The 26,420-nt window shown below is 37.4% G+C and carries 25 protein-coding genes and 1 pseudogene; 12 read left to right on the top strand and 14 right to left on the bottom strand.

Annotated features, from left to right (window positions below):
• Positions 1-69: 69 nt before the first annotated feature.
• Positions 70-591: a 5'(3')-deoxyribonucleotidase gene (locus tag EA772_RS05810; RefSeq protein ID WP_168187486.1), complete on the bottom strand. Its 522-nt coding sequence runs from the start codon at positions 589-591 to the stop codon at positions 70-72.
• Between the two features lie 200 nt (positions 592-791).
• Between EA772_RS05810 and EA772_RS05805 the strand changes: the two genes are divergently transcribed.
• From EA772_RS05805 to EA772_RS05780, 6 genes are all read left to right on the top strand, one after another.
• Positions 792-1,352 (top strand): 30S ribosomal protein S16, encoded by a 561-nt coding sequence (locus EA772_RS05805; protein ID WP_010600014.1) that lies wholly within the window; start codon positions 792-794, stop codon positions 1,350-1,352.
• Between the two features lie 190 nt (positions 1,353-1,542).
• Entirely contained in the window at positions 1,543-2,070 is a 528-nt protein-coding gene (gene rimM, locus EA772_RS05800) for a ribosome maturation factor RimM (protein WP_124911791.1), read from the top strand.
• A 42-nt stretch (positions 2,071-2,112) separates the two neighbouring features.
• On the top strand, positions 2,113-2,724 hold the full coding sequence (locus tag EA772_RS05795; protein ID WP_124911789.1) for a hypothetical protein: 612 nt from the start codon (positions 2,113-2,115) through the stop codon (positions 2,722-2,724).
• 66 nt (positions 2,725-2,790) lie between these two features.
• Positions 2,791-3,465, top strand: coding sequence for a tRNA (guanosine(37)-N1)-methyltransferase TrmD (gene trmD / locus EA772_RS05790; RefSeq protein WP_010600017.1), 675 nt, complete (start codon positions 2,791-2,793; stop codon positions 3,463-3,465).
• A 137-nt stretch (positions 3,466-3,602) separates the two neighbouring features.
• A complete protein-coding gene (rplS, locus tag EA772_RS05785) occupies positions 3,603-3,950 on the top strand; it encodes a 50S ribosomal protein L19 (protein WP_010600018.1) in 348 nt (115 codons plus the stop codon).
• Between the two features lie 71 nt (positions 3,951-4,021).
• On the top strand, positions 4,022-5,194 hold the full coding sequence (locus EA772_RS05780) for a mechanosensitive ion channel family protein (protein ID WP_116168785.1): 1,173 nt from the start codon (positions 4,022-4,024) through the stop codon (positions 5,192-5,194).
• A gap of 95 nt (positions 5,195-5,289) precedes the next feature.
• Here the strand turns inward: EA772_RS05780 and EA772_RS05775 are convergent, their stop codons facing one another.
• The 3 genes from EA772_RS05775 to EA772_RS05765 all read right to left on the bottom strand — a co-directional run bounded on the left by EA772_RS05775 (position 5,290) and on the right by EA772_RS05765 (position 8,759).
• Positions 5,290-5,949 (bottom strand): phosphatidylserine decarboxylase family protein, encoded by a 660-nt coding sequence (locus EA772_RS05775; RefSeq protein ID WP_124911787.1) that lies wholly within the window; start codon positions 5,947-5,949, stop codon positions 5,290-5,292.
• A gap of 55 nt (positions 5,950-6,004) precedes the next feature.
• The gene (hpt, locus tag EA772_RS05770; protein ID WP_010600021.1) at positions 6,005-6,547 is read right to left on the bottom strand and encodes a hypoxanthine phosphoribosyltransferase; all 543 of its coding nucleotides are present in this window, start codon (positions 6,545-6,547) and stop codon (positions 6,005-6,007) included.
• Between the two features lie 61 nt (positions 6,548-6,608).
• Positions 6,609-8,759: a transglycosylase domain-containing protein gene (locus EA772_RS05765; protein WP_116168787.1), complete on the bottom strand. Its 2,151-nt coding sequence runs from the start codon at positions 8,757-8,759 to the stop codon at positions 6,609-6,611.
• 131 nt (positions 8,760-8,890) lie between these two features.
• Here EA772_RS05765 and EA772_RS05760 point away from each other — a divergent pair, with 131 nt between their 5' ends.
• From EA772_RS05760 to EA772_RS05750, 3 genes are read left to right on the top strand one after another with little or no spacing between them, the layout of a single operon-like run.
• Positions 8,891-9,967: an Mrp/NBP35 family ATP-binding protein gene (locus tag EA772_RS05760; RefSeq protein WP_116168788.1), complete on the top strand. Its 1,077-nt coding sequence runs from the start codon at positions 8,891-8,893 to the stop codon at positions 9,965-9,967.
• Between the two features lie 34 nt (positions 9,968-10,001).
• Positions 10,002-10,247 carry a NifU family protein gene (locus tag EA772_RS05755; RefSeq protein WP_010600023.1) on the top strand — a complete coding sequence of 82 codons (246 nt, stop codon included), beginning with the start codon at positions 10,002-10,004 and terminating at the stop codon, positions 10,245-10,247.
• Positions 10,248-10,299: 52 nt separating this feature from the next.
• Entirely contained in the window at positions 10,300-10,938 is a 639-nt protein-coding gene (locus EA772_RS05750; RefSeq protein ID WP_010600024.1) for a hypothetical protein, read from the top strand.
• Positions 10,939-11,118: 180 nt separating this feature from the next.
• Here EA772_RS05750 and def read toward each other — a convergent pair whose 3' ends face one another.
• The 4 genes from def to EA772_RS05730 form a co-directional block, all read right to left on the bottom strand.
• Positions 11,119-11,679 (bottom strand): peptide deformylase, encoded by a 561-nt coding sequence (gene def, locus EA772_RS05745; RefSeq protein WP_124911785.1) that lies wholly within the window; start codon positions 11,677-11,679, stop codon positions 11,119-11,121.
• 146 nt (positions 11,680-11,825) lie between these two features.
• Entirely contained in the window at positions 11,826-13,058 is a 1,233-nt protein-coding gene (locus EA772_RS05740; RefSeq protein WP_124911783.1) for a pitrilysin family protein, read from the bottom strand.
• A gap of 26 nt (positions 13,059-13,084) precedes the next feature.
• Positions 13,085-13,537, bottom strand: a complete 453-nt coding sequence (locus EA772_RS05735; RefSeq protein ID WP_124911781.1) for a hypothetical protein — start codon at positions 13,535-13,537, stop codon at positions 13,085-13,087.
• Between the two features lie 84 nt (positions 13,538-13,621).
• Positions 13,622-15,772: a S9 family peptidase gene (locus EA772_RS05730; RefSeq protein WP_124911779.1), complete on the bottom strand. Its 2,151-nt coding sequence runs from the start codon at positions 15,770-15,772 to the stop codon at positions 13,622-13,624.
• 305 nt (positions 15,773-16,077) lie between these two features.
• Between EA772_RS05730 and proB the strand changes: the two genes are divergently transcribed.
• Together proB and EA772_RS05720 are read left to right on the top strand one after the other, a co-directional pair.
• Positions 16,078-17,157 (top strand): glutamate 5-kinase, encoded by a 1,080-nt coding sequence (gene proB, locus EA772_RS05725; protein ID WP_124911777.1) that lies wholly within the window; start codon positions 16,078-16,080, stop codon positions 17,155-17,157.
• A gap of 126 nt (positions 17,158-17,283) precedes the next feature.
• Positions 17,284-18,537: pseudogene (locus EA772_RS05720) on the top strand (glutamate-5-semialdehyde dehydrogenase); the annotation flags it as partial.
• A 41-nt stretch (positions 18,538-18,578) separates the two neighbouring features.
• Here the strand turns inward: EA772_RS05720 and EA772_RS05715 are convergent.
• On the bottom strand, positions 18,579-19,961 hold the full coding sequence (locus tag EA772_RS05715; RefSeq protein WP_124911773.1) for an MBL fold metallo-hydrolase: 1,383 nt from the start codon (positions 19,959-19,961) through the stop codon (positions 18,579-18,581).
• 477 nt (positions 19,962-20,438) lie between these two features.
• Here EA772_RS05715 and EA772_RS05710 point away from each other — a divergent pair, with 477 nt between their 5' ends.
• Positions 20,439-20,693 (top strand): hypothetical protein, encoded by a 255-nt coding sequence (locus EA772_RS05710; protein WP_124911771.1) that lies wholly within the window; start codon positions 20,439-20,441, stop codon positions 20,691-20,693.
• A gap of 40 nt (positions 20,694-20,733) precedes the next feature.
• Here EA772_RS05710 and EA772_RS05705 read toward each other — a convergent pair whose 3' ends face one another.
• From EA772_RS05705 to EA772_RS05685, 5 genes are all read right to left on the bottom strand, one after another.
• Positions 20,734-21,105 carry a hypothetical protein gene (locus EA772_RS05705; RefSeq protein ID WP_010600032.1) on the bottom strand — a complete coding sequence of 124 codons (372 nt, stop codon included), beginning with the start codon at positions 21,103-21,105 and terminating at the stop codon, positions 20,734-20,736.
• Between the two features lie 774 nt (positions 21,106-21,879).
• Complete coding sequence (locus tag EA772_RS05700; protein WP_246834052.1) at positions 21,880-22,638, bottom strand: hypothetical protein; 759 nt, start codon at positions 22,636-22,638, stop codon at positions 21,880-21,882.
• A 172-nt stretch (positions 22,639-22,810) separates the two neighbouring features.
• The gene (locus EA772_RS05695) at positions 22,811-24,754 is read right to left on the bottom strand and encodes a sensor histidine kinase (RefSeq protein WP_168187485.1); all 1,944 of its coding nucleotides are present in this window, start codon (positions 24,752-24,754) and stop codon (positions 22,811-22,813) included.
• 181 nt (positions 24,755-24,935) lie between these two features.
• Positions 24,936-25,931 carry an alpha/beta fold hydrolase gene (locus EA772_RS05690; RefSeq protein WP_124911767.1) on the bottom strand — a complete coding sequence of 332 codons (996 nt, stop codon included), beginning with the start codon at positions 25,929-25,931 and terminating at the stop codon, positions 24,936-24,938.
• A 56-nt stretch (positions 25,932-25,987) separates the two neighbouring features.
• Complete coding sequence (locus EA772_RS05685; protein WP_010603286.1) at positions 25,988-26,191, bottom strand: hypothetical protein; 204 nt, start codon at positions 26,189-26,191, stop codon at positions 25,988-25,990.
• Positions 26,192-26,420 lie beyond the last annotated feature (229 nt).

Here is a 26,420-nt window from a genome sequence, read left to right as displayed (position 1 = left end):
GCAGCATAAAAGATTTAGCGAAAAGCCCGGCTACAAAGCCGATGAAACGCTTACGCCCCCTTTCAAATATTAAAGCAATAAACCGGCAACCTCTTCCCAGGTATTTACGCGTTCATATTCAGTAATTAGTAAATTGTGAGGAGAGGTAAATAACAAAGGCCTGCCAGAAAAATTAACGAAGTTTTTAATGCGGTCATCAATGATGATGTCTACATCTACAATTTTATTTCCGCAAAACATGATATGCTGCCAATCAATAAAAGTAAAATGTTCGGCCATCCAGTCGTATTTATCAACAAGTGAATTTCTAAATTCCATTGCGGCTGAAACAATGTAAACGTCGTACTTTTCCTGCAAAGCTTTTATTACACGTTGGCTATCGGCAATGACTTCTAAATCGCGAAAGAAGCCAGGTTCGTTTATGTATTCGAACCATTTTTGATTTGCATCCTGTGGAACGTGGTGGTAAATTTCGTTTCCGGCATCAATTTTTAAATCTAAAGGAACGTTGTAATCTCTGTTATAAAGTTTGATAAATTTCCCTAAGGCATCGGCAATCACCTCATCCATATCAATGGCTATTCTTTTCATGCTGGTAAAGATAAATGAACAAGGATGAAGGACCAAGGATAAAAGATTAAACCTGCGTTCAAGCTTTCCTGTTATACATGTCTTACCCGTTTGTTCTTTAATCCTTTTTCAATTTGCAAAGTATCAATTCATTACTTATCTTTGCAGCCCCGCAGCATGTAGCTCCGGGAACTATGTTGAATACATAAATACGAAAAGAAATGGCAACTAAAATCAGATTGCAAAGATTCGGTAAAAAAGGAAAGCCTTTTTTCCACGTTGTGGTAGCAGATTCTCGCTCTCCACGTGATGGTAAATTCATTGAGCGTTTAGGTTCTTACAACCCAAATACCAATCCTGCTACTATCGAAATTAACTTCGAAAAAACTTTAGCTTGGGTAAACAGTGGTGCACAGCCAACTGACACAGCTCGTGCTATTCTATCTTACAAAGGCGTTTTATACAAAAAACACTTAGAAGGTGGTGTTAAAAAAGGTGCTTTAACTCAAGAACAAGCTGACGAAAAATTCGCTGCTTGGGTTGATGCTAAAGCTGGTAAAATCTCTGGTAAAACAGAAGGTTTGGCTACTTCAAAAGCGGATGCGCGTAAAGCAGCATTAGCGGCAGAAGCTAAGAAAAAAGAAGACAGAGCAGCAGCAATCGCAGCTAAAAATGCACCAGTTGCAGAAGAAGTTGTTGAAGAAGAAGCTCCAGCTGTTGATGCTGAAGCAACTGAAGAAGCGCCTGCAGCAGAAGCTACTAAAGAAGAAGGAGCAGAATAATTCAGTTATTTTGTTTCAAGAAATAGCGTTCCGAATTTCGGAACGCTATTTTTATTTAAAGAGATTTTTTATTTAGTAGCGTTATTGCAAGGCGCAAAGCAATCTCATCAAGGAATTAATATCGGAATGAGATTAATCATCAGATGAAAAATCAGATTCACAATAGTTAAAATACATACCGCTTTAATTCATGAAACACAAAGAAGCATTTTACGTAGGATACGTTACCAAAACCAGAGGTTTAAAAGGAGAAGTTCAGATATTTTTCGAATTTGATGAATATGAGCAGTTGGATTTTGATGTAGTTTTCGCCGATATGAACGGAAAGTTAGTGCCTTATTTTGTGGCAGAATCAAAGCTTCAAGCCAATAAAACAGGTTATTTTAATTTTGATGACGTTGATCATATTGATAAAGCCCAGCCTTTGTTAAAAAAGAAGTTGTATTTGCCCCTAAGCCAGATGCCTGAACGAGATGAAAGTGAGTTTTTCTATACCGATTTAAAGGGCTTTACAGCTGTAGATGAAACTTTGGGTGAGCTGGGCGAAATTTTGGAAGTAAATGAATACCCGCAACAGTTTATCGCCACTGTTTTATACAACGAAACCGAAATTCTTTTTCCTCTAAATGAAGATTTCATTGTGGAAATTGACGATGAAGAAAAAATTCTGACCCTGGATTTGCCTGAAGGATTATTGGATGTTTATTTAGAGAAGTAATTCTTTGCATAAACCTTTTTGAAGTTTGTTCGTTAAGCTTTTATGAAACGTTTATTTATTGCTTTTGCTGCGGCACTGCTGTTTATAAGTTGTAATCAAAACAAGCCATCAGAACAAAAAGCTGTTGCTGAAAAACCCGTTGCGAAGAAAACCCAGAAAGATTCAATTGAGGCTGTTGGTTTAAAAGCCTTGAAGGCGTTGAAAGAAAAAGACTATTCAGGTTTCGCTTCCTGTTTTCATCCTGTTGATGGTGTGCGGTTTTCTCCCTATGGATTTATCGATCCGACACACAAGCATGTTTTAGCCAAAGATTTTTTAGAAGCCATTGATAAAAACTGGACCTTAACCTGGGGCCATTTCGATGGAAGTGGCGAAGCCATTAAAATGAAAGTGAAGCCATACATCGATCGGTTTATCTATAATGCTGATTATTTAAATGCTGAGAAAAAGAGTTACAATGAATTTATCGGCCAGGGTAACACCATTAACAATTTAAAGGAAAGTTATCCGCAACTGCATTTCACGGAATATTATTTTAAAGGTTTTGAAGAGAAGTACAAAGGATTAGACTGGACAAGTTTAAGGTTTGTATTTAAAAAGCACGAAAATGCTTATTTCCTGGTGGCAGTAATTCACGACCAGTGGACGGTTTAGTGCAATCCGTCTAAAACTCCCAACCGCATCGTAGCCATCCCTTTGGGAAAAACTTTATATTTGCACATGCGTTTCGATATTATAACCGTGCTTCCTGCTTTGTTGGAAAGTCCTTTTGCCCACTCTATTTTACAACGTGCCCAAAAAAAGGGAATTGCTGAAATTGTTGTGCATAATTTGCGTGATTATGCAACCAATAAACAGAAAAGCGTAGATGATTATCAGTATGGTGGTGGCAGTGGAATGGTGATGAGCATTGAACCTTTTGCCGCCTGTATTGAAAAACTGCAGGCTGAGCGTGAATATGACGAGATCATTTTTATGAGTCCGGATGGTGTAACCTTAAATCAAAGCACTGCTAATGAGTTATCTATTAAAAAAAATATCATTATTCTTTGTGGTCATTATAAAGGAATCGACCAACGCATTCGCGATATTTTTGTCACCCGTGAAATTTCTGTAGGCGATTATGTTTTAAGCGGTGGAGAACTACCTGCTGCTATTGTAGTAGATGCGGTGGTTCGGTTAATTCCCGGTGTTTTAAATGATGAAACCTCTGCCCTTTCTGATAGCTTTCAGGGAGAGCTTTTAGATGCGCCGGTTTATACCCGGCCGGCCGATTGGCGTGGCCATAAAGTGCCTGATGTTTTGCTCAGCGGACATGAAGCAAAGGTGAATGAATGGCGGCATGAACAGGCATTGGAACGCACCAAAAGCCGTCGCCCTGATCTTTTGGAATAGAAGCATTTACACGTTATTAATGTGGAATTCTAAAAGATTGTGGAAAAAATAAAATTAGTTTTTTTAATTGAAAAAAAATCCCTAATATTGCAATCCGAATTTCACGGGTTGAAATATCGATTTAATAGCTTAAAATCATGGATTTAGTAAAATTTGTTGAAGAGCAGGCCATCGCGAAAAAAGATTTCCCTGCGTTCAAGTCTGGCGATACAGTGAGCGTACACTATAAAATTCGCGAAGGTAATAAAGAACGTGTTCAAATTTACCAAGGTGTTGTAATCCAACGTAACAGTGCGGGTGCTAACGAAACTTTCACAGTTCGTAAAATTAGCAACGGTGTTGGTGTTGAGCGTATTTTCCCTTTTAATTCTCCAAACATTGAGAAAGTAGAAGTGAATAGCTATGGTAAAGTTCGTAGAGCAAAATTATTCTACTTACGTGCTTTAACTGGTAAAGCTGCTCGTATCAAATCTTTGAGAAAATAATATTCTTTATTATAAGATATAGCCTTCACGATTAATTTCGTGGAGGTTTTTTTGTTTATACCTTTATTTATATGTTTGATTCTGCATTTTTTGACCAAGAATTTTGGGGAAATACGGTAAAAGATTATTGCCTTTTTGGTGGAATCTTGTTATTTGGTTTGATTTTCAAACGCATTTTTTCAAAGCTTTTAAGCAAACTATTATTTAAACTTTTTAAGAGTTTCTCGCAACAATCTCACGATGAAGCCTTTGTTGCTTTGCTGGTAAAGCCTATTGAAACGTTTATCCTGCTTGCTACGTTATACCTGTCCATTAATCAACTTAAACATCCTTTAGAAGTAGCAATTTTCCATTACAGTAAATTGGTAGGAAAAACGAAAGAAGCAATTCCGGTAAGCATTGGCGATTGTATTGATCGGATATTTCTCTTCATGATCATCCTCTCCGTTTTCTGGATTATTTTAAGGATTATCGATTTTATCAGTCATGTTTTATTATTCAAAGCTTCACTCACACATAATAAATCCGATGATCAGCTGGTGCCTTTTTTAAAGGAGTTATTTAAAACCATTGTTGTTTTTATCGGCTTTTTTACCTTACTGGGCTTCGTTTTTGAGGTAAATGTATTAACATTAATTACAGGTTTAGGAATTGGAGGTATCGCGATTGCTTTGGCGGCCAAAGAAAGTTTAGAAAACCTGATTGGTTCATTCACGATATTTTTAGATAAGCCCTTTGTGGTTGGCGATTTAGTTAAGGTAGATGGTGTGGAAGGAACGATTGAAAAGGTTGGCTTTAGAAGCACCAGGATTCGTACCTCAGAGAAAACCATGGCTACCATCCCAAACCGTGGCATGATTGATGGCGTATTGGAAAATCTTTCCCTGCGCAATCTACGTAAAGTTGCCTTTATCATCGGTTTAACCTATGAAACCAACGCTGAATCAGTAAAAAAGATCGTTTCAGAAATTGAAGATTATATTAATCAGCGGGATGGAACGGCCGATGGCAATGCGTCTTTTAAAAGCTTTGGCGATTCAGGCTTGAATATCGAAATATCTTATTTTGTTACGATTTTAGATAATGCGCAATTCCTGAAAATCAGACAGGAGATCAATCTGGAAATTATGGATATTATTGTAAGAAATAAATCTGATTTCGCTTATCCAACGCAACGTTTAATTAGCGATCGCCCATTAAATGATGATCATGATAAGGAAGTGGGAAATGATGCAACTGATTAAATAATATCAATTGGTATCTCAAGAACATCAACTAATAAAAAAAGCCGGTTTAGAATCTTCTAAATCGGCTTTTTAAATGTTTTATATTTTGTCGGTTAACTTAATGTTGCCAACGTTGTTATTCCTCCCTTAACAACTTGGTTAAGTTGGACGTTAACTTTCGTTCCAACAGGAAGAAAAACATCTACTCTGGAGCCGAATTTAATAAACCCGAACTGCTCTGTTTGCTTTACCTGATCTCCTTCTTTAACATACCAAACAATTCTCCGGGCTAAAGCTCCCGCTATTTGGCGGAATAATACAGGTGTTCCATTCGCATGCTCCACAACTGTAGTGGTACGTTCGTTCTCTGTAGATGATTTTGGATTCCACGCTGCCAAATATTTACCTGGATGATATTTGAAGAATTTAACCACACCAGAGATTGGATTACGGTTAATATGAACGTTTACCGGCGACATGAAAATAGAAACCTGTAAGCGTTTATCTTTAAAATATTCGCCTTCTTCAGTTTCTTCAATCACCACAACTTTTCCATCGGCAGGGCAAATCACCAACTCTTCTCCGGCAGAAAACTGACGGCTTGGATTGCGGAAAAATTGTAAAACGATAATAAATAATGCAGCGGAGAAAATATAAATGAACCAACGTAACCAGGTCATGTCGTAATATTTATAATCAACAACAGCGTTGATAACGAAAATTAGTAAAATGGTTATTGCTATCGTGGTGTAGCCTTCTTTGTGTATGGTCATTGTGTTAGAAATTATTCGACAAAGGTGCGAAAAATAAATTAATCGGGTTTAAAAATTATCCTTCAGTTGCTCTGTAGATGTCTTTCAGGTTTCTGCCCAGGCCATTATAATCCAATCCATAACCTACAACAAATTCATTAGGGATTTCAAAACCAACGTATTCCAGTTCTTTGATATCGTATTTTAAAGCGCTGGGTTTTAGTAAAAGTGAGCTTACTTTTAATGATGCCGGATTTTTTTCTTGGAGTGTCTTGATAATATGCGTTAAGGTTAAACCAGTATCAACAATGTCTTCAACAATAATAATGTCCCTTCCTTCAATATCATCTGGTAACCCAATCAGTTCTTTTACTTTACCGCTGCTGGAAGTTCCTTCGTAGGAGGCTACACGCATAAATGCAACTTCACAGGGTACATTAATTTCTTTTATTAAATCGGCCATGAACAAAAAACTGCCGTTCAAAATTCCAATAAATAATGGGCATTTGCCATCATAATCTACATTCATTTGAATTCCCAGTAAACGAATTCTTTTGTTTAACGTTTCATTTTCTAAAAAAATCTCGAATTCCTTATCCTCAACTTTTATTTTGTGCATGTTTTTATTGTAATATTTAATGTTGTCAGTTGAAATGTTGTAAAGCCAACATTAAATTGTTTTAGCCACCATTCTCAAGTTCTCTTTCACGGCGGCGCTGTTCTCTTCGCTCCTGCCTTAACTGCTTTTTGCTTTTTGTGGTATCCGCAGGTTTAACAATTGCAGAATCCTTTTTATTCGCACCACCAAAAATCCTGTCGAAGAGATTTTTGTTTTTGTCCTGCATAATTACTGGAGCCATTCCATCTTCATCGTCATCATCAAAAGCCGTTGTATCTATTACAGCTGTATCTGGCGCCAGGTATTGGCGGAGGCCTTCTCGTAAGCGCACATTATAAAAACCATAACCCGATGTATCACCAGGAGTTAATCCTCTTCTTGCCATGATGTTTCCCATGAACCTGAAATAATTAAACATAAATGGTTTCAAACTTCCATCCGCCATAAACTTATACATTGATGCTTTTGGTTTAGGCACAATGCTGGCCAGGAACAAACCATCACCAATGGTTAAATCGGCGGGCTGTTTACCAAAATAATATCTTGATGCTTCACCAATTCCATAAATATTGCGTCCAAGCTCCATGATGTTGAAGTAAACCTCAAGCATCCGTTGTTTACTAACCAGGTGGTTGTGCTCAATTAGCCATACAATCAGAATTTCTTCTGCTTTTCGGGCCAATGTTTTCTGGCGACTCAGATAAATATTTTTTACCAGTTGCATGCTGATGGTACTGCCACCACGCTTAAACTTTTTCTCTTTAAAATTTACGGCAATCGATTTTCTGATCGATTCTTCTACAAAGCCGTTGTGGGTATAAAAAGAAGGGTCTTCAGCTGTTAAAACCGCATTAATAAAGTTTTTTGAAATTGCATTTAAAGGCGTAAAATTTGGATTCTCCGGACCAATTGTGATGTCACGCATCGGTTTGCCGTATTCATACGGCGTATACACAAATGGACTGTTTATTTTTTGCAGATTGGTTTTTCCCCACTGTAAAATTTTGAAATTTACGGGGGTAAGCGTAGAACTGAAACGTACGCTATCAGGAATTTTTGTGTCTAAATAAAAGTTTAAATTGTATTTCACTTTGCCCTGCACTTTCAAACCATCCAGTGATTCAAATAACCCTTGCGGAAAACCATCCAAAATCGCCTGGGCATCCTGCTCATCGGCATTAATTTTAAGTTCGTAAATTTTGTTTTTACCTAAAGTATATTTGATGTAAGGATGAATCTCTGCATTTTTTAAATAGGCAGTTGATGAACTATCTAAAGCCACATAGTTTGAGCCCACCAGAACATCTGCGTCCAGTTTTGCACTTTGAACAATAATGTCGTTGCTTGCAATTCGGGCCTGATTAATCAACATGTTTTTAACAGACCAGGACCCGGATATTTTATAATCATCGCCACTGTAACCAGCATCTTTCAACTCGGTTTGCAGGGTATCGAAACTTAGTTTAGCATGAAGTTTGTTATTGAGATAGGGAAGTTCGAGCTTCTTTCCATCGGCATAAGCCATAAAACTCAATTGCTTTCTGCCGGGCTCTACCAGTCCATCGACATGCCAGGTAGATTCACCTTCATTTACATTGATGGTCGATTTTAAATCGCCATCGTCTATAGTAGCAGTAGTGGCAAAACTTAATTTTGCCGTGTCATGATCGTTGAACCTGAAAACCATGTTTTTCATGTCCATATCATCAGGGATTTTATATAATACCTGGTTTAAAAGGTTATTGGCAATTTCCGGGAGATTAGCTTTTCCGGTATTTTCTGTACTATCTTTTTTCTTTCTTTTAAGGATAAAATCGATGTTACTGGTTGAATCTCTGAAAACCACATTCACAAAGCCATCACTTAGTTCAACCTGAGCCAGTTTTACATTTCCAAAAATCAATGGAAATAGCTTCACGCCAACACTTAATTCGCTGATATTAGATAAGGTATCCCGATCTTTTGGAACGACAGAAATATTGGTCATTTTTACGGTACTCATGCCGGTAAATCCTGCGGAACCAATTTTGACATCAAGCCCGTAATCTTTATTAGCCTTAGATATCGCTTTGGCCACCATTTTCTTTAAAAGCGCTTCCCTTTTACTATAGGCCACGGCACCCAAGGCAATACAAATAATTAAAAAAACACCTAAAACCCACGCTCCGATTTTTAAATATTTTTTAGGGATCTTAATTTTTGGTATGCGCATATAGTTGTAAAAATGGTTAATTGCTTAAACGTAACAATTAAATGTTTATTTCGTGTTAAAATTACAGTTTAAAAGCCTAAATAAAAGTATTTGTGGCTATGTTTTGTTAATTTTGAATTTAAATTAATACAATGCCAATTAGCCCGCAACAAGTTTTAGATGCCTTGAAAAATGTTGAAGATCCGGATCTGAAAAAAGATCTGGTAACCTTGAACATGATTAAGGATTTACAGATAGCCGATAACCAAGTTAGTTTTACATTAGAGCTTACTACTCCAGCTTGCCCGATGAAGGACATGCTAAAAAATGCCTGCACCAATGCAGTTAAACATTTCGTTTCAGCAGAAGCAGAGGTAAACATTAATGTCACTTCGAGGGTAACCCAGCCAATCAATTCATCTTCACTAGATAACATCAAAAATATTATTTTGGTTTCATCAGGAAAAGGTGGTGTGGGGAAATCTACTGTTGCGAGCAATTTAGCTGTTACTTTGGCCAAAGACGGCGCTAAAGTGGGTTTAATTGATGCAGACATTTATGGCCCGTCGGTGCCAACCATGTTTGATTTGGTTGATGCCAAACCGGGTGCGGTAGAAACTGCAGAGGGCAAAACGAAAATTATTCCGATTGAAAAATATGGAATTAAGTTATTATCGTTAGGTTTTTTTGCAGATCCTGGTCAGCCGGTACCTTGGCGTGGGCCAATGGCTTCAAATGCCGTAAAGCAATTGTTTAATGATACCAATTGGGGCGAATTGGATTATCTGATTGTTGATCTTCCTCCGGGAACCGGAGATATTCACATTACCATTACCCAAAGTTTTCCAATATCGGGAGCAGTGGTGGTTACTACTCCACAGCAAGTAGCTTTGGCAGATACACATAAGGGATTGGCCATGTTCCGTATGCCGGGAATTAATATCCCAATTTTGGGGGTGATTGAAAATATGTCGTATTTTACACCTGCTGAACTACCGGAAAATAAGTATTATATTTTTGGTAAAGGTGGTGGAACAGTGTTGGCAGAGCGATTTGATGTGCCGTTTCTAGGAGAAATTCCAATTATTCAGGGCATTGCCGAGGCGGGCGACAACGGGAAACCAGTGGCTTTAAATCAAAATCCGCTTTTGGATGTTATCTTTGGAGATATTGCCAGTAAAATAGCCCAGCAAATTTCCATTAATAACGCACAAATGGCTAATTACTAAAAAATTACTACTTTTATATTTTAAAATACACATAATGAATTTAACAGAGCAAGTAGAACAGGCATTAGAAACCATCAGACCTTATTTAAAGGCCGATGGAGGGGATGTTTCTGTTGAAGAAATTACATCTGAAGGTACAGTAAAACTTAAGCTTTTAGGCAATTGCGGTTCATGCCCGATGAGTTTCATGACAATGAAATCAGGAATTGAGCAAGCGATTATGAAGGCTGTTCCAAGCATCACTTCGGTTGTTGCTGTAAACATGGCAGAGCAGGAATAGCTTTAACAATATTTAACAAGGAAGTTTTATTTTTAAAATTACTTTTGTCTTAATGAGATATTGTATTGCCCTGATTTGTCTTCTTTTTTCTACCGCTGCTTTTTCACAACAGAGGCCGGCGCAAGAAAAACTTATTCAGTTTTCTGGGATTATTACCGATATCGACAGCACAAATGTAATTCCTTATGTTACCATCACCAACCTCTCTGCCAATGCTAAACGCGTGGCCGCAGATTACCGAGGTTATTTTACTTTCATTGTAAATCCGGGCGACACGATTCTTTTTACAGCTATTGGTTACAAAAAGTTCTCTACCGTAATTCCTGAAAGTACTCCCGATAGTAAATACACGATTATGGTGAAGTTGAAAGCGAATGTAATTGATTTGCCGTCGGTTCGGGTTTTTCCGTGGGCAACCACCGAAGAATTTACACGTGAATTTTTATCAATGAAACTGGCAGATGATGATATGGCTATCGCCAAGAAAAACCTTTCCAGATCATCAATTAATGGGTTAATCCAAACATTGCCTCGCGATGGTCAGGAGATTTCCAGCCAGAATTATCGCTACAACTTCGACCGTATGATTAATAAGAATATGGTTCAAACTAATCCGTTGCTCAATCCTTTTGCCTGGGGCAAGCTGATGCAGCAAATCTTCGACGGAGATAAGAAAAGAAACGAAAATTAAGTCTGTACTTTTCTATTCATTTGAATTAATCCGTCATTACGTACGCCCTAATCCAAATTACACCAAGAAAAGGTTAAAACCGAGCGGTGGTGTATGATATAATTTTAATTTTACCAATTAGATAGATATAAAAAAAGGGAAAACGTTTCCATTTTCCCTTTTAGGTCTTTTATCAAGAACCTATCTTTTTTTGCTTTTATTCGGAAACCTCATCTTATAATCGGTTTTAATATTTCCTTTTGAAATTGCATCAAGCTTACTTTTAAGCATCGTTTTACGCAAAATACTTACTTTGTCAGTAAATAGTTTTCCTTCAATGTGGTCATATTCATGTTGAATGACCCGGGCCGGTAAACCATCAACATCTTCAGTATGCTCTACCCAGTTTTCATCAAAGAAATTTACTTTAATGTTTGGCTTACGCATAATATTTTCGCGGATGTCAGGAATACTTAAACAGCCTTCATTAAAACTCCAGGGCTCACCAGTTTCCTCTATAATTTGTGCATTGATGAATACCCTTTTGTAACCCGGTGTTCCATCCTCTTCTTCGCCAGTATCAACAATAAACAAACGAATAGGCAAGCCAATTTGTGGCGCAGCCAAGCCAACGCCATTTGCATAGTACATGGTATCGAACATGTTTGCAATCAGTTCTTTTAATTCAGGATAGTCTTTATCAATATCGGTGCCTACCTTTTTTAAAACAGGATCTCCGTAAGCTACTATGGGTAATTTCATTATATAAAAATTTTTCAGATGATTAATCTGAGGATATTAATTTCAACAATTTATTAATCTTAGCCCTTCGAGGGCTTCTTCCTCCTGTATGTTCTGCGATCAATCCAGGGTGACAGACTAAAAACTTAATGGTGCAAAAATAGCAATTATTCCAGTATTGGACTGAAAGTAAAAATATTCAGTTGTTCTGGCGCCAATACTTCGTCGGCAATTTGAGCGATCTCCTTCGTCGTAACCTTATTAGTTTTTTCGAAAACCTGTTCAAGAGAATCGATTTTGCCGTGATCAATCAAACTCTTTGCCATTGAAATGATCAATCCAATTCTGTTTTCCTCACTCAAAGCAATCTGACCAATAAATTTGTTTTTCGCTTTTTGCAATTGCAACTCGTTTAGTGGATTATCTTTAAGTCTTTTCATCTCCTTAAAGATTAAGGAAAGCGCTTTCACATATTTTTCCTGATCGGTTCCAAAATAAATTGAAAAAATTCCGGTATCGCTTAAGGGCGAAAAGTTGGATTCGATGGTGTAAGCAATTCCGTATTTTTCCCTGATTTGAAGATTCAGAACAGAACTCATTCCATTGCCACCAAAATAATTATTCAGCAACATTAGCCCCGCTTTGTTTTGATGATGAGTGGAATAAGTTTGTGTGCCTAAAATACAGTGTGCCTGCATAATAGGCTTGTAAATGGTAGTGGTTTTAGGATTTAAATTGGCAGGCTTAATCCGGTTTTGCGAAGGAGTGTTTTCTTTCACATCAGCAAAGTATTTGGTGCCCTTTGTTACCACATTTTTCAAGCTGTAATTTCCTAAAACGGCAATCACAATTTCATTGGTACGATAATTTGCCCTGCGGAAATTAAGCACATCCTCCCGGGTAAAATTACTAACGCTTTCCGTAGTGCCTAAAATGTTATTTCCTAACGCATTTCCTGCAAAGAGCATATCCTCAAAGTCATCATTAATGGCTTCTTCTGGTTGATCGAGGTAAGATGCAATTTCATCCAATATCACACTTTTTTCCTTGTCCATTTCCTCTTCAGGAAAAGTAGAATGGAAAATAATGTCATTAAAAAGATCCAGCGTTCTGTCTAAATATGGATTTAAAAAGGAGGCATGAACGCAGGTATATTCTTTGGTGGTATAAGCATTCAAATCAGCGCCTACGCTTTCCAGCCTGTTTAAAATTTGATTGGTGCTTCGCTTTTCGGTGCGTTTAAAAATCAAATGCTCGATAAAGTGCGCTAAACCTGCTTTTCCTTCTGGCTCATCACGAGAACCGGTATTGATGATGATGCAGGCATGAGATATGGTTGAAGCCGAGGGCACATGCAATAAACGTATGCCGTTCGGTAAAGTATGAACATTGTATTCCATTGACGGGCAAAGATACGGCTAATTGCTTACAAAGCCTCCGTATCAGGGTATTGCAATTGTAAAGATGAAATCAATTTATCTTTAGTGGGGCGGTTCAGGATTAAGAAGATAAAATTTGCCGCAGCAAATATCAGGAAGAAGGCATTGTGTGTAATGAAAAATCCAACCAGGTTAAACAGCGCACCGCCTTCCAATAATGCAGAGCTAATGATGAACGCACTTTGATAAAGATTCATTTTTGTATCGAAAGATGCTGTTTTATCAATCTTCGAAATCAAATTTTTGAAAAAGAAAATACTTGCTGAAATGGTGATTAAACCCATAATAGGAAAAATTGGATTAAAAGGCGCTGTAGTAGATGGATTCGCATCAAAAAACATAATCTCCCGGTTAAGGAAAAGGGTAATTAATGCAAAAAGAAAAACAGCTGAGCACAGTGCCAGGTGAATCATTTGTATGGTTTTAAGTTTGGTATTCATTAATTTGATTTAAGTAATTTAAGGTTGAAATTTATAATTAAGCCTATCGAAAACTGATTTCGATAAGCTCACCTTACAGGAATATTATTTCTTAATTCCTTCCAGCGTGAATAAAAATGCCCATCTCAAGGCAACGTCTTTCAAATAATCAAAACGACCTGAAGCACCACCATGACCAAAATCCATATTCGTTTTTAATAGCAAAACGTTATTGTCGGTTTTTGTGGCCCGGAGTTTTGCCACCCATTTTGCAGGTTCGAAATATTGTACCTGACTATCATGCAAACCTGTGGTTACCAACATATTTGGGTAAGCTTTTTTCTCTACATTTTCATAAGGAGAATAACTTTTCATGTAATCGTAAGCATCTTTTTTCTTCGGATTTCCCCATTCATCAAATTCATTGGTGGTGAGCGGAATGCTTTCATCAAGCATGGTGTTCACCACATCTACAAAAGGAACATCAGCAATTACACCATGCCATAAATCTGGCGCCATATTTACAATTGCGCCCATCAATAAGCCGCCTGCACTTCCTCCATTGGCATATAAGTGTGCTTTAGAGGTATAATTCTTCTCAACCAGATATTCTCCGGCAGCAATAAAATCAGTAAAAGTATTTTTCTTTTTCATCAGCTTTCCATCCTCATACCACTGTCTGCCCATCTCTTGTCCGCCACGAATATTCGTAATGGCAAAGGCAAAACCACGATTAAGCAAACTTAAGCGCTGGGATGAAAAGGATGCTTCAGTACTGGAACTGTATGAGCCGTAGGCATAAAGCAGTAAGGGTGCTTTTCCATTTTTGACAAAGCCTTTTTTGTAAACGATCGCAATCGGTACTTTCGTTCCGTCTTTTGCAGTGGCAAATAAACGTTCTGTCACATAATCTTTAGGGTCATAACCACCTACAACTTCCTGTTGCTTCATTAATTTTTTATCTTTTTTCAGCAAGTCATAGTCATAAACAGAATTAGGTGTAGTTAATGAAGTATAATTGTAACGAAGGGTTTTGCCGGTGTATTCAGGATTGGAACCAATGCCCGCAGCATAAACAGGTTCATCAAATTTGATGTAATAATCACTTCCATCTTTCTTTAAAACACGAAGCTGGGTTAAGCCATTTTTGCGTTCAGATAAAACCAAATAGTCTTTAAATTCATCGCCATATTCCAACAAAACATCTTTGCGATTTGGAATCACTTCTTTCCAATTCTCTTTTTCCGTTTTATCTAAAGCACATTCCATTAAGCGGAAATTTTTTGCGTTCCAGTTGGTTACGATATAGAATTTATCATCCACAGGCAAAACATCATACAAAACATCTTTAGATCGAGGCGTAAAAATTTTGAAAGCCGATTCCGGATGATCAGCATCAATCATTCTAAATTCATTGGTTAAGGTACCTGCCGATGAAATTAAAATGTATCGACCATTCTTTGATTTGCCAACACCAATATAATTGGTATTATCTTTTTCATCGTAAACAATTACGTCAGCTTTAGCATCCGTTCCGAGTACATGTTTTTTTATCTTCTCACTCAACAAAGTCACCGGGTTCTTTGACGTATAGAACAAAGTTTTATTGTCATTAGCCCAGGCCACTCCGCCTTCGGTATTGGTGATTGCATCTTTGTAAATTTCGCCGGTTTCCAGGTTTTTAATCTGAATGGTATACTGCCTGCGGGAAACTTTATCCACCCCAAAAGCTAAAAGTTTATTATCAGGACTAATACTGAAGCCTGTAGCGCTGTAGTAAGAATGCCCTTTCGCCAATGCATCAACATCCAATAAAACCTCTTCTTTAGCACTTAAGCTTCCTTTTTTGCGACAGTATTTATAGTATTGTTGTCCATCTTCAGTACGGGAGTAATAGAAATAACCATTTTTAAAAACAGGCACAGATTCATCTTTTTCCTTAATGCGGCCTTTCATTTCCTTAAACAAATCTGCCTGAAACGTTTCCGTTCCCTTCATCATGGTATCCAGGTAGGCATTTTCGGCCTTTAAATAATCCACAACTTTTGTACTGTCTGGCCCCTTTTTAAAGTAATCAATCATCCAGTAATAATTATCCACAACGGTGTCGCCGTGAATTATTCTTTTATGCGGAATACGCTCCGCCACAGGTGCTTTTGCATCTGGCCATTTTATAGGTTCCATTTCTTTCTTTTCAGGATTATTGCAAGCTGTTACCGCAGAGAGTAAAAGCAGGCTGGGTAAAAAACGTTTCATGGTGGTTTGTTTGAGGTAACGCAATTTATGAAATTTTACGTCATATATTTGAAAATGAGGGGTCTGTTTTCCATGGCGAATTTCAGTCCCGCCATTCGCTTCAATCTTTTTCAACACATTAGGTTTCTGAAACCTAATGTGTTTGAGAAAAAGTATTTTCGCTGCTGTCGGGTTTAAGAACAACGTGAGGGATGCTATAGCCAGGGTTACATTACCATATTCGTAAAAATTTATAATGCCCTTGGCAAATTATTCTAATTATAAAAAATGATGTTAAATTGCCGCTATAAAATTGTTACATCATAATGAAGCTGGGGTACAAAAAAATAGTTGTCAAAGTTGGGTCAAACGTCATTACGCAGGCAAATGGCTTGCCTGATGAATCTCGCATTCAGCATTTAGTTGATCAGTTGGCTGAAATTAAAAAGCAAGGTATGGAAGTTATTTTAGTTTCTTCTGGTGCCGTAGCCTCAGGCAGAAGCCTGATTAAAGTTTCAGAAAAACAGGATGCAGTAACTACGCGACAACTTTTAGCAGCAATTGGACAGGTTAAACTGATCAATACCTATTCTAATTTTTTCGAGCCACACCAAATTAAATGCGCACAGGTTCTGGTAACCAAAGAAGATTTTCGCGACCGGGCACATTACCTGAACATGAAAAACTGCATGCATATTTTGTTGCAAAATGAGGTAATTCCGGTGGTAAACGAGAACGATGTGGTTTCGGTAACTGAATTGATGTTTACCGATAATGATGAACTGGCCGGATTAATTGCCTCCATGCTCAATGCAGATGCATTGATTATTTTATCGAACGTAAATGGCATTTACAATGGCGACCCAAAAATTGAGGGTTCTGCCGTAATTGAAGAAATTACAGGTTCTGTTAACAACCTGGCTTCCTTTATTCAAACAGGCAAATCATCCTTTGGCCGTGGCGGGATGGTCACCAAATCCACGATGGCGCAAAAAGTGGCAAAACTCGGTATTACGGTTCACATTGCAAACGGAACAACAGACAATGTGTTGATTTCGCTACTAAATAAAGATATAATTCATACACGTTTCGTTCCTGAAAAAATTAAATCAGGTAAAAAGAAGTGGATTGCCCACTCCGAAACTTCCGCAACAGGAATTGTAAAGCTAAACGATGGAGCAAAAAATGTATTAACATCAGGTAAAGCAACAAGCTTACTGCCTGTTGGTATCATCGAAATACAATCTGATTTTTTAAAAGGCGATATCATTAAAATTATTGATGAAAGCAATCATCTAATAGGTTTGGGTATTGCTGAATATGGTTCGGACAAAGCAAAAGAAAGAATCGGGCAAAAAAAACAAAAGGCCCTGGTACATTATGATTATTTTTATTCAGCGATTTAGGCTGATAGATTAAAGCAGAAAGACCAAGGTCATGAGGAAGTTTTTATACTATCGTCATTCCGAGGTACGAAGCAATCTTAAAGCACACTGCTAATTTACGATAAGTAAGTCTCACTACCTGATACTAAAAAAATGAACTACTCAACATACTTCGAAAAGGCAAAACAGGCAAGTCGCAGCATGATTAGCTTGAGCAAAGAAACCATTAATCAAGTGCTGGCAGAATTAGCTGATGCTTTGGTTTTGCATACCGAGGAAATTTTGGCTGAGAATGAAAAGGATCTTGGTAAAATGCCCATCGAAGATCCGAAGTATGATCGATTAAAATTAACTGCTCAGCGCATCGCTGATATTGCAGGTGATATTAAGAATGTGGTCAGTTTAACCAGTCCGTTGGGAGAAATCCTTTCTGATAAAATTTTAGAAAATAAACTTCAAATTCAAAAAGTGCGTGTTCCACTTGGCGTGGTGGGTGTAATTTACGAAGCAAGGCCAAATGTTACTGCTGATGTATTTTCACTTTGTTTCAAAACAGGCAATGTAGCGGTTTTAAAAGGCGGAAGCGATGCCGAATTTTCTAATCTGGCCATTACAAAAGTTATTCACGAGGTTTTGAATAAATATGATATCGACGCAAACGTATTGACTTTATTACCAGCAGAACGAGCCGCCACCGAAGCTTTGTTGAACGCCAGGGGTTTTGTTGATGTATTAATTCCACGCGGAAGCCAGTCATTAATCAACTACGTTCGGGAAAATAGCAAGATCCCGGTAATTGAAACTGGAGCGGGAATCGTGCATACTTATTTTGATGAGACGGGTGATCTGGAAAAAGGTAAAGCGATTATATTCAATGCCAAAACCAGACGAGTAAGTGTTTGTAATTCGCTAGATTGCGTATTAATTAATGAAAAACGTTTACATGATGCAGCGCAACTTTTGTCGCCTTTGGCAGAGGGAAAAGTTGAACTCTTTGCAGATGAAAAAAGTTACGAAATTTTAAAATCATCTTATCCAACATCACTTCTAAACCAAGCAACTGACGAACATTACGGAACAGAATTTCTATCGTTAAAAATGGCGGTGAAAGTAGTTGAAGATCTCGATGCTGCGTTAAATCACATTGCCGAGTACAGTTCTAAGCACAGTGAAGCCATCATTTCTGAGGATGCCGAAAATATCACGCGGTTTTTAAACGAGGTTGATGCCGCTGCGGTTTATGCCAATGCATCAACAGGATTTACCGATGGTGCACAGTTTGGTTTGGGCGCAGAAATTGGTATCAGCACTCAAAAACTTCACGCCCGTGGCCCTATGGGTTTGGAAGAATTAACCAGTTACAAATGGGTGGTTCGGGGCGATGGACAAGTGAGAGGGTAAAAAAAGCGACTCACGAAAACACAAGTGAACCGTTGAACTAACTAAATCTCGAAAACCTCTCCTCTTTCTGGCGCTACCACATTAAACCCGTCTTCCTGCAAGGCTGCGGTTAAACTTTTTAAACTTTTATCCTCTCCATGAACGAGAAAAACTTTTTTTGGTTGGCCAGTTTGCTTTACCGTTCGAACCAAATCATCGTGATCGCCATGGCCACTTAATAAATCGGTTTGTCGAATGGTGGCATAAACCATCATTTCGCGGTCTTTAATGCGAACAATTGGCGCACCACTTAACAGCTTGTAGCCTAACGTTCCTTTGGCGCAGTAACCAATAAATAAAATGGTACAATAGTAATTTTGAATATTGTAGTAAAGGTGATCCTGAATACGCCCGCCTTCTAACATTCCGGCTGAAGATATGATGATACAAGGATCGAAATAGTTGGAAACATCCTTACTTTCTTTCATGGTTTGCACATAAGCCAAATGCTCAAATTCAAACTCATCGCCCATGGTTTTATAGAAATCTTTCGCTTCCTGATTAACCAGATTATGGTGTTTTCGATACACATCAGTGGCTTGTATCGCCATTGGGCTATCAACAAATATTTGAACTGGAGGCAAGAGTTTTTTGGTAAAAATCTGATTTAATGCAAAAACCAACGACTGTGTTCTGCCAATACTAAAGGCCGGAATAATCAATCGCCCTGGTGTTTTAATGCAAGCTTCGGTAATTTCCTGAACCAGGCGTTCTTCTAAAGTTTGATCTTTTGTATGGTAACGACCACCGTAAGTGGCTTCGCAAACTAAATAATCTACTTCGGGTATGGGTTCTGGTTTTACCAGCACGGGGTAATGCTCCCGGCCGATATCTCCTGAAAAAGCTATTTTCTTTTCCTCTCCATTATCGTTAATGGTCAAAACAGCCGCTGCGGCACCCAATAAATGCCCAACCGGAATAAAGGTTAAGCTAATATCGCCATTAATTTTGAAGGGCTTGTTGAAAGCGATCGTTACAAAACGATCGATGGTATCCATTACATGCTTATGCAGGTACAAGGGTTTCGGTCCGCTGAAATTGCCACGTTTTGTACGGGGTTTGCGGCTTTGTTTTCTCAAGAAAAGTTCAACAGAATCGAATAATAAAATAGAAGTTAAATCGGCAGTTGGTGCTGTACAGAGCACTTGCCCATCGAATCCAAGGCGTACAAGCGTTGGTAAATTGCCCGAATGGTCGATATGTGCATGTGTTAAAATAACCAGGTTAATATCAGCCGGATCGAAAGGAAATTGTTGATTTTCTTCCTGATAAGTTTCCTTTTCATAATCCAAACCACAATCTATCAGTATTTTATAATGCCCAACTTCGAGCAGGTGCATACTTCCTGTTACCTGTTGCGCTGCACCCCAAAACGTTAACTTCATCTTCTAATCTATCGGTAAATTGTTTGGCGTAAAGTAGTACAAATGATGCGATTTTTAAACAAGATGGCGTAATTTTTTAGTTAATGAAATGTTGAACAATGTGTTAAAATTTTATTTAGAAAAGCAAAGCTTATGGTCTTTTGGTTAAGGCTGGTCCCGCCCCCGTTACAAGTCCGCACCTCGTACCTCGGTTTGCGGGCTTTCCACTTCGGTCGGGTTTAGCTGGCGCCAATAGAAGAACTATTTTAGCCACCTAAACCCAATTGCAACGAAAATCCTTTTTTACAGCACTTACCTAAAATGTTGCTACGTTGTTCCACTTGGCAATAACTGCAAAGTGAGCATAACAGCAATAAAAAAGATTGTAGTGAAAAGTGGGACGGAAAGCCGCCAAGGTATGCTGCCAATCATTTCAAAATAATTTAAAATTTTAATTTGGTTGCGGTGAAAGCCCTATCTTTACCAAGAAAAACAAGCATGCAAGAACCATTTGATATAGAAATTGGACCAGTAAATTATTCGGTTTTTCCAGAAGGAAATGATCAGTATACCATTTTTAAAGATGGTAAAGAATATATCCAGATACAAAAAGATACTTCATCCATTTGGTTAAAAATGGATTACAAAACTGAACTTCCGATTTTTGAAGAAGATGAGGAGGTGAATGCGATTGGACAGGCGATTGAAACGTATGTGCCTGAAGAAGATGATGAGGAAGAAAACGAATTATAACAGAAAATCCCGATCGATGTCGGGATTTTTTGTTTTTAAATTACCTGGTGCAATTTGCGGTCCAAGTGCCATTGGAGTTCGATACGCCAATTTTTAAAGTACTCGCATCAATTGTAATACCGATTAAACCGGTACCTACACTAACGTAAGTGTTTCCGCTTTCCTGAAATTTAACACCTGTAATATCAGGAATGTTGTTTCCAAAAAAGAAACTATAAGTGTCATTAACTTTAGTTACCGTTACTTTACCATCTGTGCTCGTGATTTGAGTGGCACCCTGATTGTAAGAAACTGTTCCTCTGTAGGTACCTACAAAAAGATCACGATCTGCGGGATCTGTATCTTTTTTACACGATACCATCACTGTTAGTGCTATTAAAAGCATGCTGAAAATTTGAACTGTCTTTTTCATTTTGTTGTTTTTCATTAGGAATTTGCTGAGGTAGTCAACAAATCGGTTAGTTAAAATGTAACAGCCAGATTACAATGGTTGTGCCAAAACAAAAATAGAAGTCGAAAATCCAGCAAAATATCTATCTTAAATAAGCTAATTTAAAATTTAATATATTGTATTTCAGTTATTTATATATCTTTTTTGAAAAAACAGTAGTCTGCTCAAAAGGAGGTCTTAAGGTGTTGGGTGAAATTTGAAGGAATCTTTGATACTGTACAATATTAACAGCTATTAATTTAGAGAATTTGGTAACGCCCTGAATTAGAAAGTTACAAGTAGCGGCTATTTTTTATTGTTACGATAGATGGGTGAATCATCAAACTTTTCGATTCCAAATTTAGGTAGCTGTGCCTCAACTTTAAAAAGATCGCTTTGACTTACAACCTGATTATTAAAAATGCTGCGGCAAACATCATGATTAAACAAATACAAAAAATCGTTAAAGCCGCATTTTTAAGTTTGGTGAGCTGCTTTTTTCTAAAATTTTGATATTCCCAAAAGATTATTCCACTATATAGAATGGAAAAACCAAGCATTAATCGGATAGCCATATCCAGCTCTGCGACAAAAGAAAATTGATCATTTTGAATAATCTTTGGCAGGAAATAATAGGCACAACAATAAATCAGGATGGAAATGAATAGAAAAATTAACAGCCTGATTAAAAAGTATAAAAGCGCATTATGATTTCCCATAAATGAATGATTCAAATTTTAGGCAGATTTCGTGAGTCTATTTATATTCGGTACCGTTAAATTTTAGCCTCAATGTTTTGCTGCTTACGGTTTCTTTTTCTATGCAATCATCGTTCACAGGAGTGTTTATGGTTTTTGTTATTTTGTCCTTAATAATCAGATCATTAAAGTTTTTGGTTTTGCGCTTCTTATCGACTATAATTGTTGAACTCACCTGTTCAAATTCGCCCACACACTTCATGTCCCATTCGCCTCCGAAAGTTTCGGTAGTATAATTGCTCAAAACCTTTTTTAGCGACTGATTGCTTTTAACGAATAACGATAAATCTGTGTGGTGGTTTGGGTTTGGCTGACTACTTCCCTGATAACTCACATTGATTCCAAAAGCACGGGTTTCGCTGTTCAAATTAAAAAGTCCTGTGTTTATCGTAATGCTGCTGAGCCTACTTGCATCAGATGTCCAGGCATTTTCTTCGTAGTATTTATAAAGTATTTTGCCATTTGTATTATCAGTAATGATAATGTAGGCATCTAATTCTAAATAATAATTTCCATAGCCATCTGGTTCATTTTTTCGATATTTCGGTATAACCATTACCGTTTGCGATTTCATGTTAGGCAAAACCTTTTCTACATAAAGTTCTTCATTAACATCGCCTTGTTTGAGTTTTAACTGCGCAAATATATTTTTTGCCAGCACGCTGCTTTCGATGTTTCTCTCCTGAGAAAAACCGTAGCTGCAGCTAAGGCTGAGTAAAAAGATTAGCGAAAATATTCTCATCGTATAAGATCTCATTTTTTTAAATTTATACTATTTTTCAAAGCTGATTTCTGCAGGGAAAACATCTATTAGATATTTTTTTCATCCCTCAATTTAAATTTAAATAAGATTTTTTTGAATTTTTGCTCCAATTAGCATTCGCAGGTGTTCATTTATTATTCGCTGAAAAACTGGTGTTTTTAGCTAATCAGGCAATGCGTTCATTTGGGCTTACCGGAATATTTAGCGTAACTTTTGTACCGCCGCCAGCCTCTTTACTTTGGGTGATTCCTGCTGTTTGATTTCGCTCTTTGCCCAGCAACTGTAATCGTTCCTTACTGATAATTCCTGAGAGCGACTGATGATTTTGCGGTTTCTTCTCGCTGATGGCTTTACCGCTGTCGATAATAGTTACGGTAAGCATTTTGCCATGAAGTGTAAAATTCACTTCGATAAAACTTTGCTTATCATTCAGGTTGATACCATGGAGAATTGAATTTTCTACGAAAGGTTGTATTAACATCGGAGGCAGCATCACCATGTCCAGATCATCAGTAAACGGCGCATCGATACTGAACCTGAAGATGTTGTTATAGCGCATTTGCTGTAAACTTAAATAGTTTTCCAACGTTTCAATCTCTTGGGGCAAAGGCACCAGCTTTTCCCGACTAAGCTCCAGGCTGCTTCTCAACAATCGGCTAAACTGGTTCAGGTATTTAATGGCTTCATCTTTTTCATCTAAACGGATAAAACTTTGTAAAGCCGAAAGGGTGTTAAATATAAAATGCGGTTCCATCTGGGTACGCAACAACTGTTGTTGCAACTGTACATTTTCTTTCTCTTGTTTTAACTTGCGTTGCTTGTAAATGCTGTAAAAGAGAAATATCACAATCAACAGAATTAAAATGATGAGTGCGGTAATGACCAAAGTCAATTTGTTACGCTCTAATTTCAGTGTGTTCAGTTTAATATCCTCATTTAAACGCTCTATCGAATTATCTTTAGCTTGAATTTGATACAAAGCGCCCATTTCAGCCACAGCCTGCGTATTTTCTACTTCATAATTTTCTTTTTGAAGTTGGTTTACATCATTAGCTGCTTTTAGCGCCTTATTTTTGTCGCCAACGGCTGCATAATAATTTGAGCGAGCTTCACCACCTCTAATTAAATCTTCATATTCTAAAAGTTTTCCGCTTTTGTTCAGTAGTTCATCCGCTTTGGTTAAAAACACTTTTGCATTACGGTAATCTTTTTGTTTGGTATAGTTGGCTAGAATATTGGTATAGGTGGTGTAAAGGTTTCCTGTTGTGGTGGGCAATAAAGGCATTTCCTCGTATAATTCCTCATCTATTTTCGCATTAAGCAATGAGTATTTTAAAACAGAATCTACCTGGTTGAGATTATCAAAATAAAGCAACTTGCTATCGTGTAAATATCTGAGATTAAAATCGTCAGGATAGGTGAGATGCAGTTTTTCTAATCTTTTGATGTAAAAAGCCACATCATCTTTTGGTAAGCTGGCTGTGTAAACTAACGAGATCAGTTGTGTAAGCACCCGCTGTTGATTTGGTGCATTTGGAGGCAACTGAGGCATAAGCTGCAGGGCCGCGATATTCATTTTATAAGCCAAACTATATTGCTGCAGGCTTTTGTTACTCTGTGCTGCTGATAAAAGCATAATGACCTTCGCCGCAGGCTTAAGTTTTACTGTTGAATCAGTAAGTACAATAATTGCCGCTTTGTTATAGTAATAATTAGCCTGATGCTCCAGTGCTTCCTCATTAGCCAGATTTCCCATGCCATTATAAACACGGGCCTTGATATCTAAGTAACGCTTGTTAACATCTACCAGTTCAAGAGCCTGTTGTAAATATACTTTCGAAGAGTCAGGATTTTTCCTGGCGTAGAGTTTGCCAAGGCTATATTTGGTTCTCGCATTCAAATCGGTATCGGCCAACACAATCGGATCAGCGTTGTAGCGCTTCCAGGCATTTATTATCGAATCGCTTGAAGCTGGTGTAGCCTGCTTGTCTGATAAGACTGCAAATGCTTCCTGATATTTTTTTAACTGATCGGCCTTGGTACCATTATCATGTTTGCAAGCATAAGCAAGGAGCAATGAGAGGAATAAAAATAAAATGGGCAATTTCATTAGGTGGAGCTTAATCGTTAGAAATACCATACCATTTTTCAAATGGTAGAATACGTAAAGCTAATATCATAAATTAAAATTAATTGAAGCCCAATTTTAATTTTATCCAGACTTGCGTTTGCTAAGGAATGCATAGTGAAATACCTAACTATCCGTTTCGAATAATTGGAAATTGTTCTCGTCAGCGTATTCTGTTGAATGGTAAGGTATAAATATCATTGGCAAGTATGGTGCTGAAGACTTTTTCTGGGGAGGAATAAATATTCAAATCATTCTCTTGAAAAACGAAATTCGATTTTCCGGAAATTTCAGTAATCCTGCGCTGTTGTTTATCGCTTAATCCGAAGAAAAAAACCGATTTGAAACCTTTGGGATACATGTATGAATTATCCGTTGCTTCTCTGTTTTCGGAAGACTGAACATTCTTGATCAGCTTTGCAAATTCTTTTCCTTTGTGATTATCGGCCAATAGCAAGTCGTGTTGTTTGCTTATGAATGCCCGCGGGAAAATCCCTGAAATAACAGGGCTAATGATTATTCTACTCCAAATTTTGCTTAAGAAAAATCGATCATTTATCTCCGGATCAAATAAAAAAACTTTAGAAAATGAAAGGCTTTTATACAAATAGGCTTGTAAGCCAGCCATGCCACCACTCCCATCAGCAACAATTCTAACTTCCTCCATATACTGACCTTCAGCATCTAAAATTTCTTTAACTGCTACTCCTGTGGCATACTCAGCCATCTTTCCAAATTCCTTTTCTTCTTGTTGAAACAGCGAATTTTTTTGAGTGGGTTTTTTGAATGTACTATTTCCGAAACCGATTCGATCTATCGCGATGATATGGAATTTTTGATTAAGGGTTTTGTTTTTGAAATAATCTATGAAATAACCAGCATTTTTATCGCTGTTATGTAGCAGTACCAAGTAGGGTTTTTTCTTTCCAAACTCATCGCCTTTTACACTATAATTCTTCTTATTACTGATATACTTGATGCTATAGCCTCTAATATTCACAGAGTCATAAAGCGGGGCATCCATTTTCAAGGCCGCAAATTCCTGATCTATTTCTTCCTGGGTATAAACCTTTGTAAAAAAATGAAATTTGCACCAGATAAAAACGTAACATACAACTACGCTAGTAATGGCAAAATATAAAACTCTTTTCCTTTTCAACTGGATGTCAACTTCGGGCAATAAATAAAATCTTTAGTCAAATCAGTAAGCGGAGCTTAACCTATAAATGGAACAATGGTGTTAAAAGGCTGATTGGTTACGCTACCGTAAAGGGATAATAAAAATAAAAGTCCGATAATTAACAAGAAAAGCGGCTTGTATCTAAATTCTGTGCCTTTTTTTACAGTGTGCCTGTAATAGAAATAAGTTGCCGCTAAATAGATCGTGGTGAAGGCCAACATCATGTAAGTAACTGTCATGGTTTTATTTTTTAGGTTTAATCATTTCTGCGCTTGCGCTACAGCTTTAACTACTTAAAACTAATTAATAGAATATTCAAATTTTGGCAAGTTTTATAAGCGTAGTATTTAGCTTGCTATTCGCCAGCTTTTAAATATTATTCGCATTTCAATTCCTTACAGCATTATAAAAATCGGTTTCTGTTACTTCTTTCCTAAAACTTCTTTCCGTTTTATTAAAATGCTATAG

The sequence above is a fragment of the Pedobacter sp. G11 genome, from assembly GCF_003860265.1.
GTDB lineage: Bacteria > Bacteroidota > Bacteroidia > Sphingobacteriales > Sphingobacteriaceae > Pedobacter > Pedobacter agri.
The sequence above is the reverse complement of the archived record's forward strand: the minus strand, read 5'-3'. Positions and strand labels throughout refer to the sequence as shown.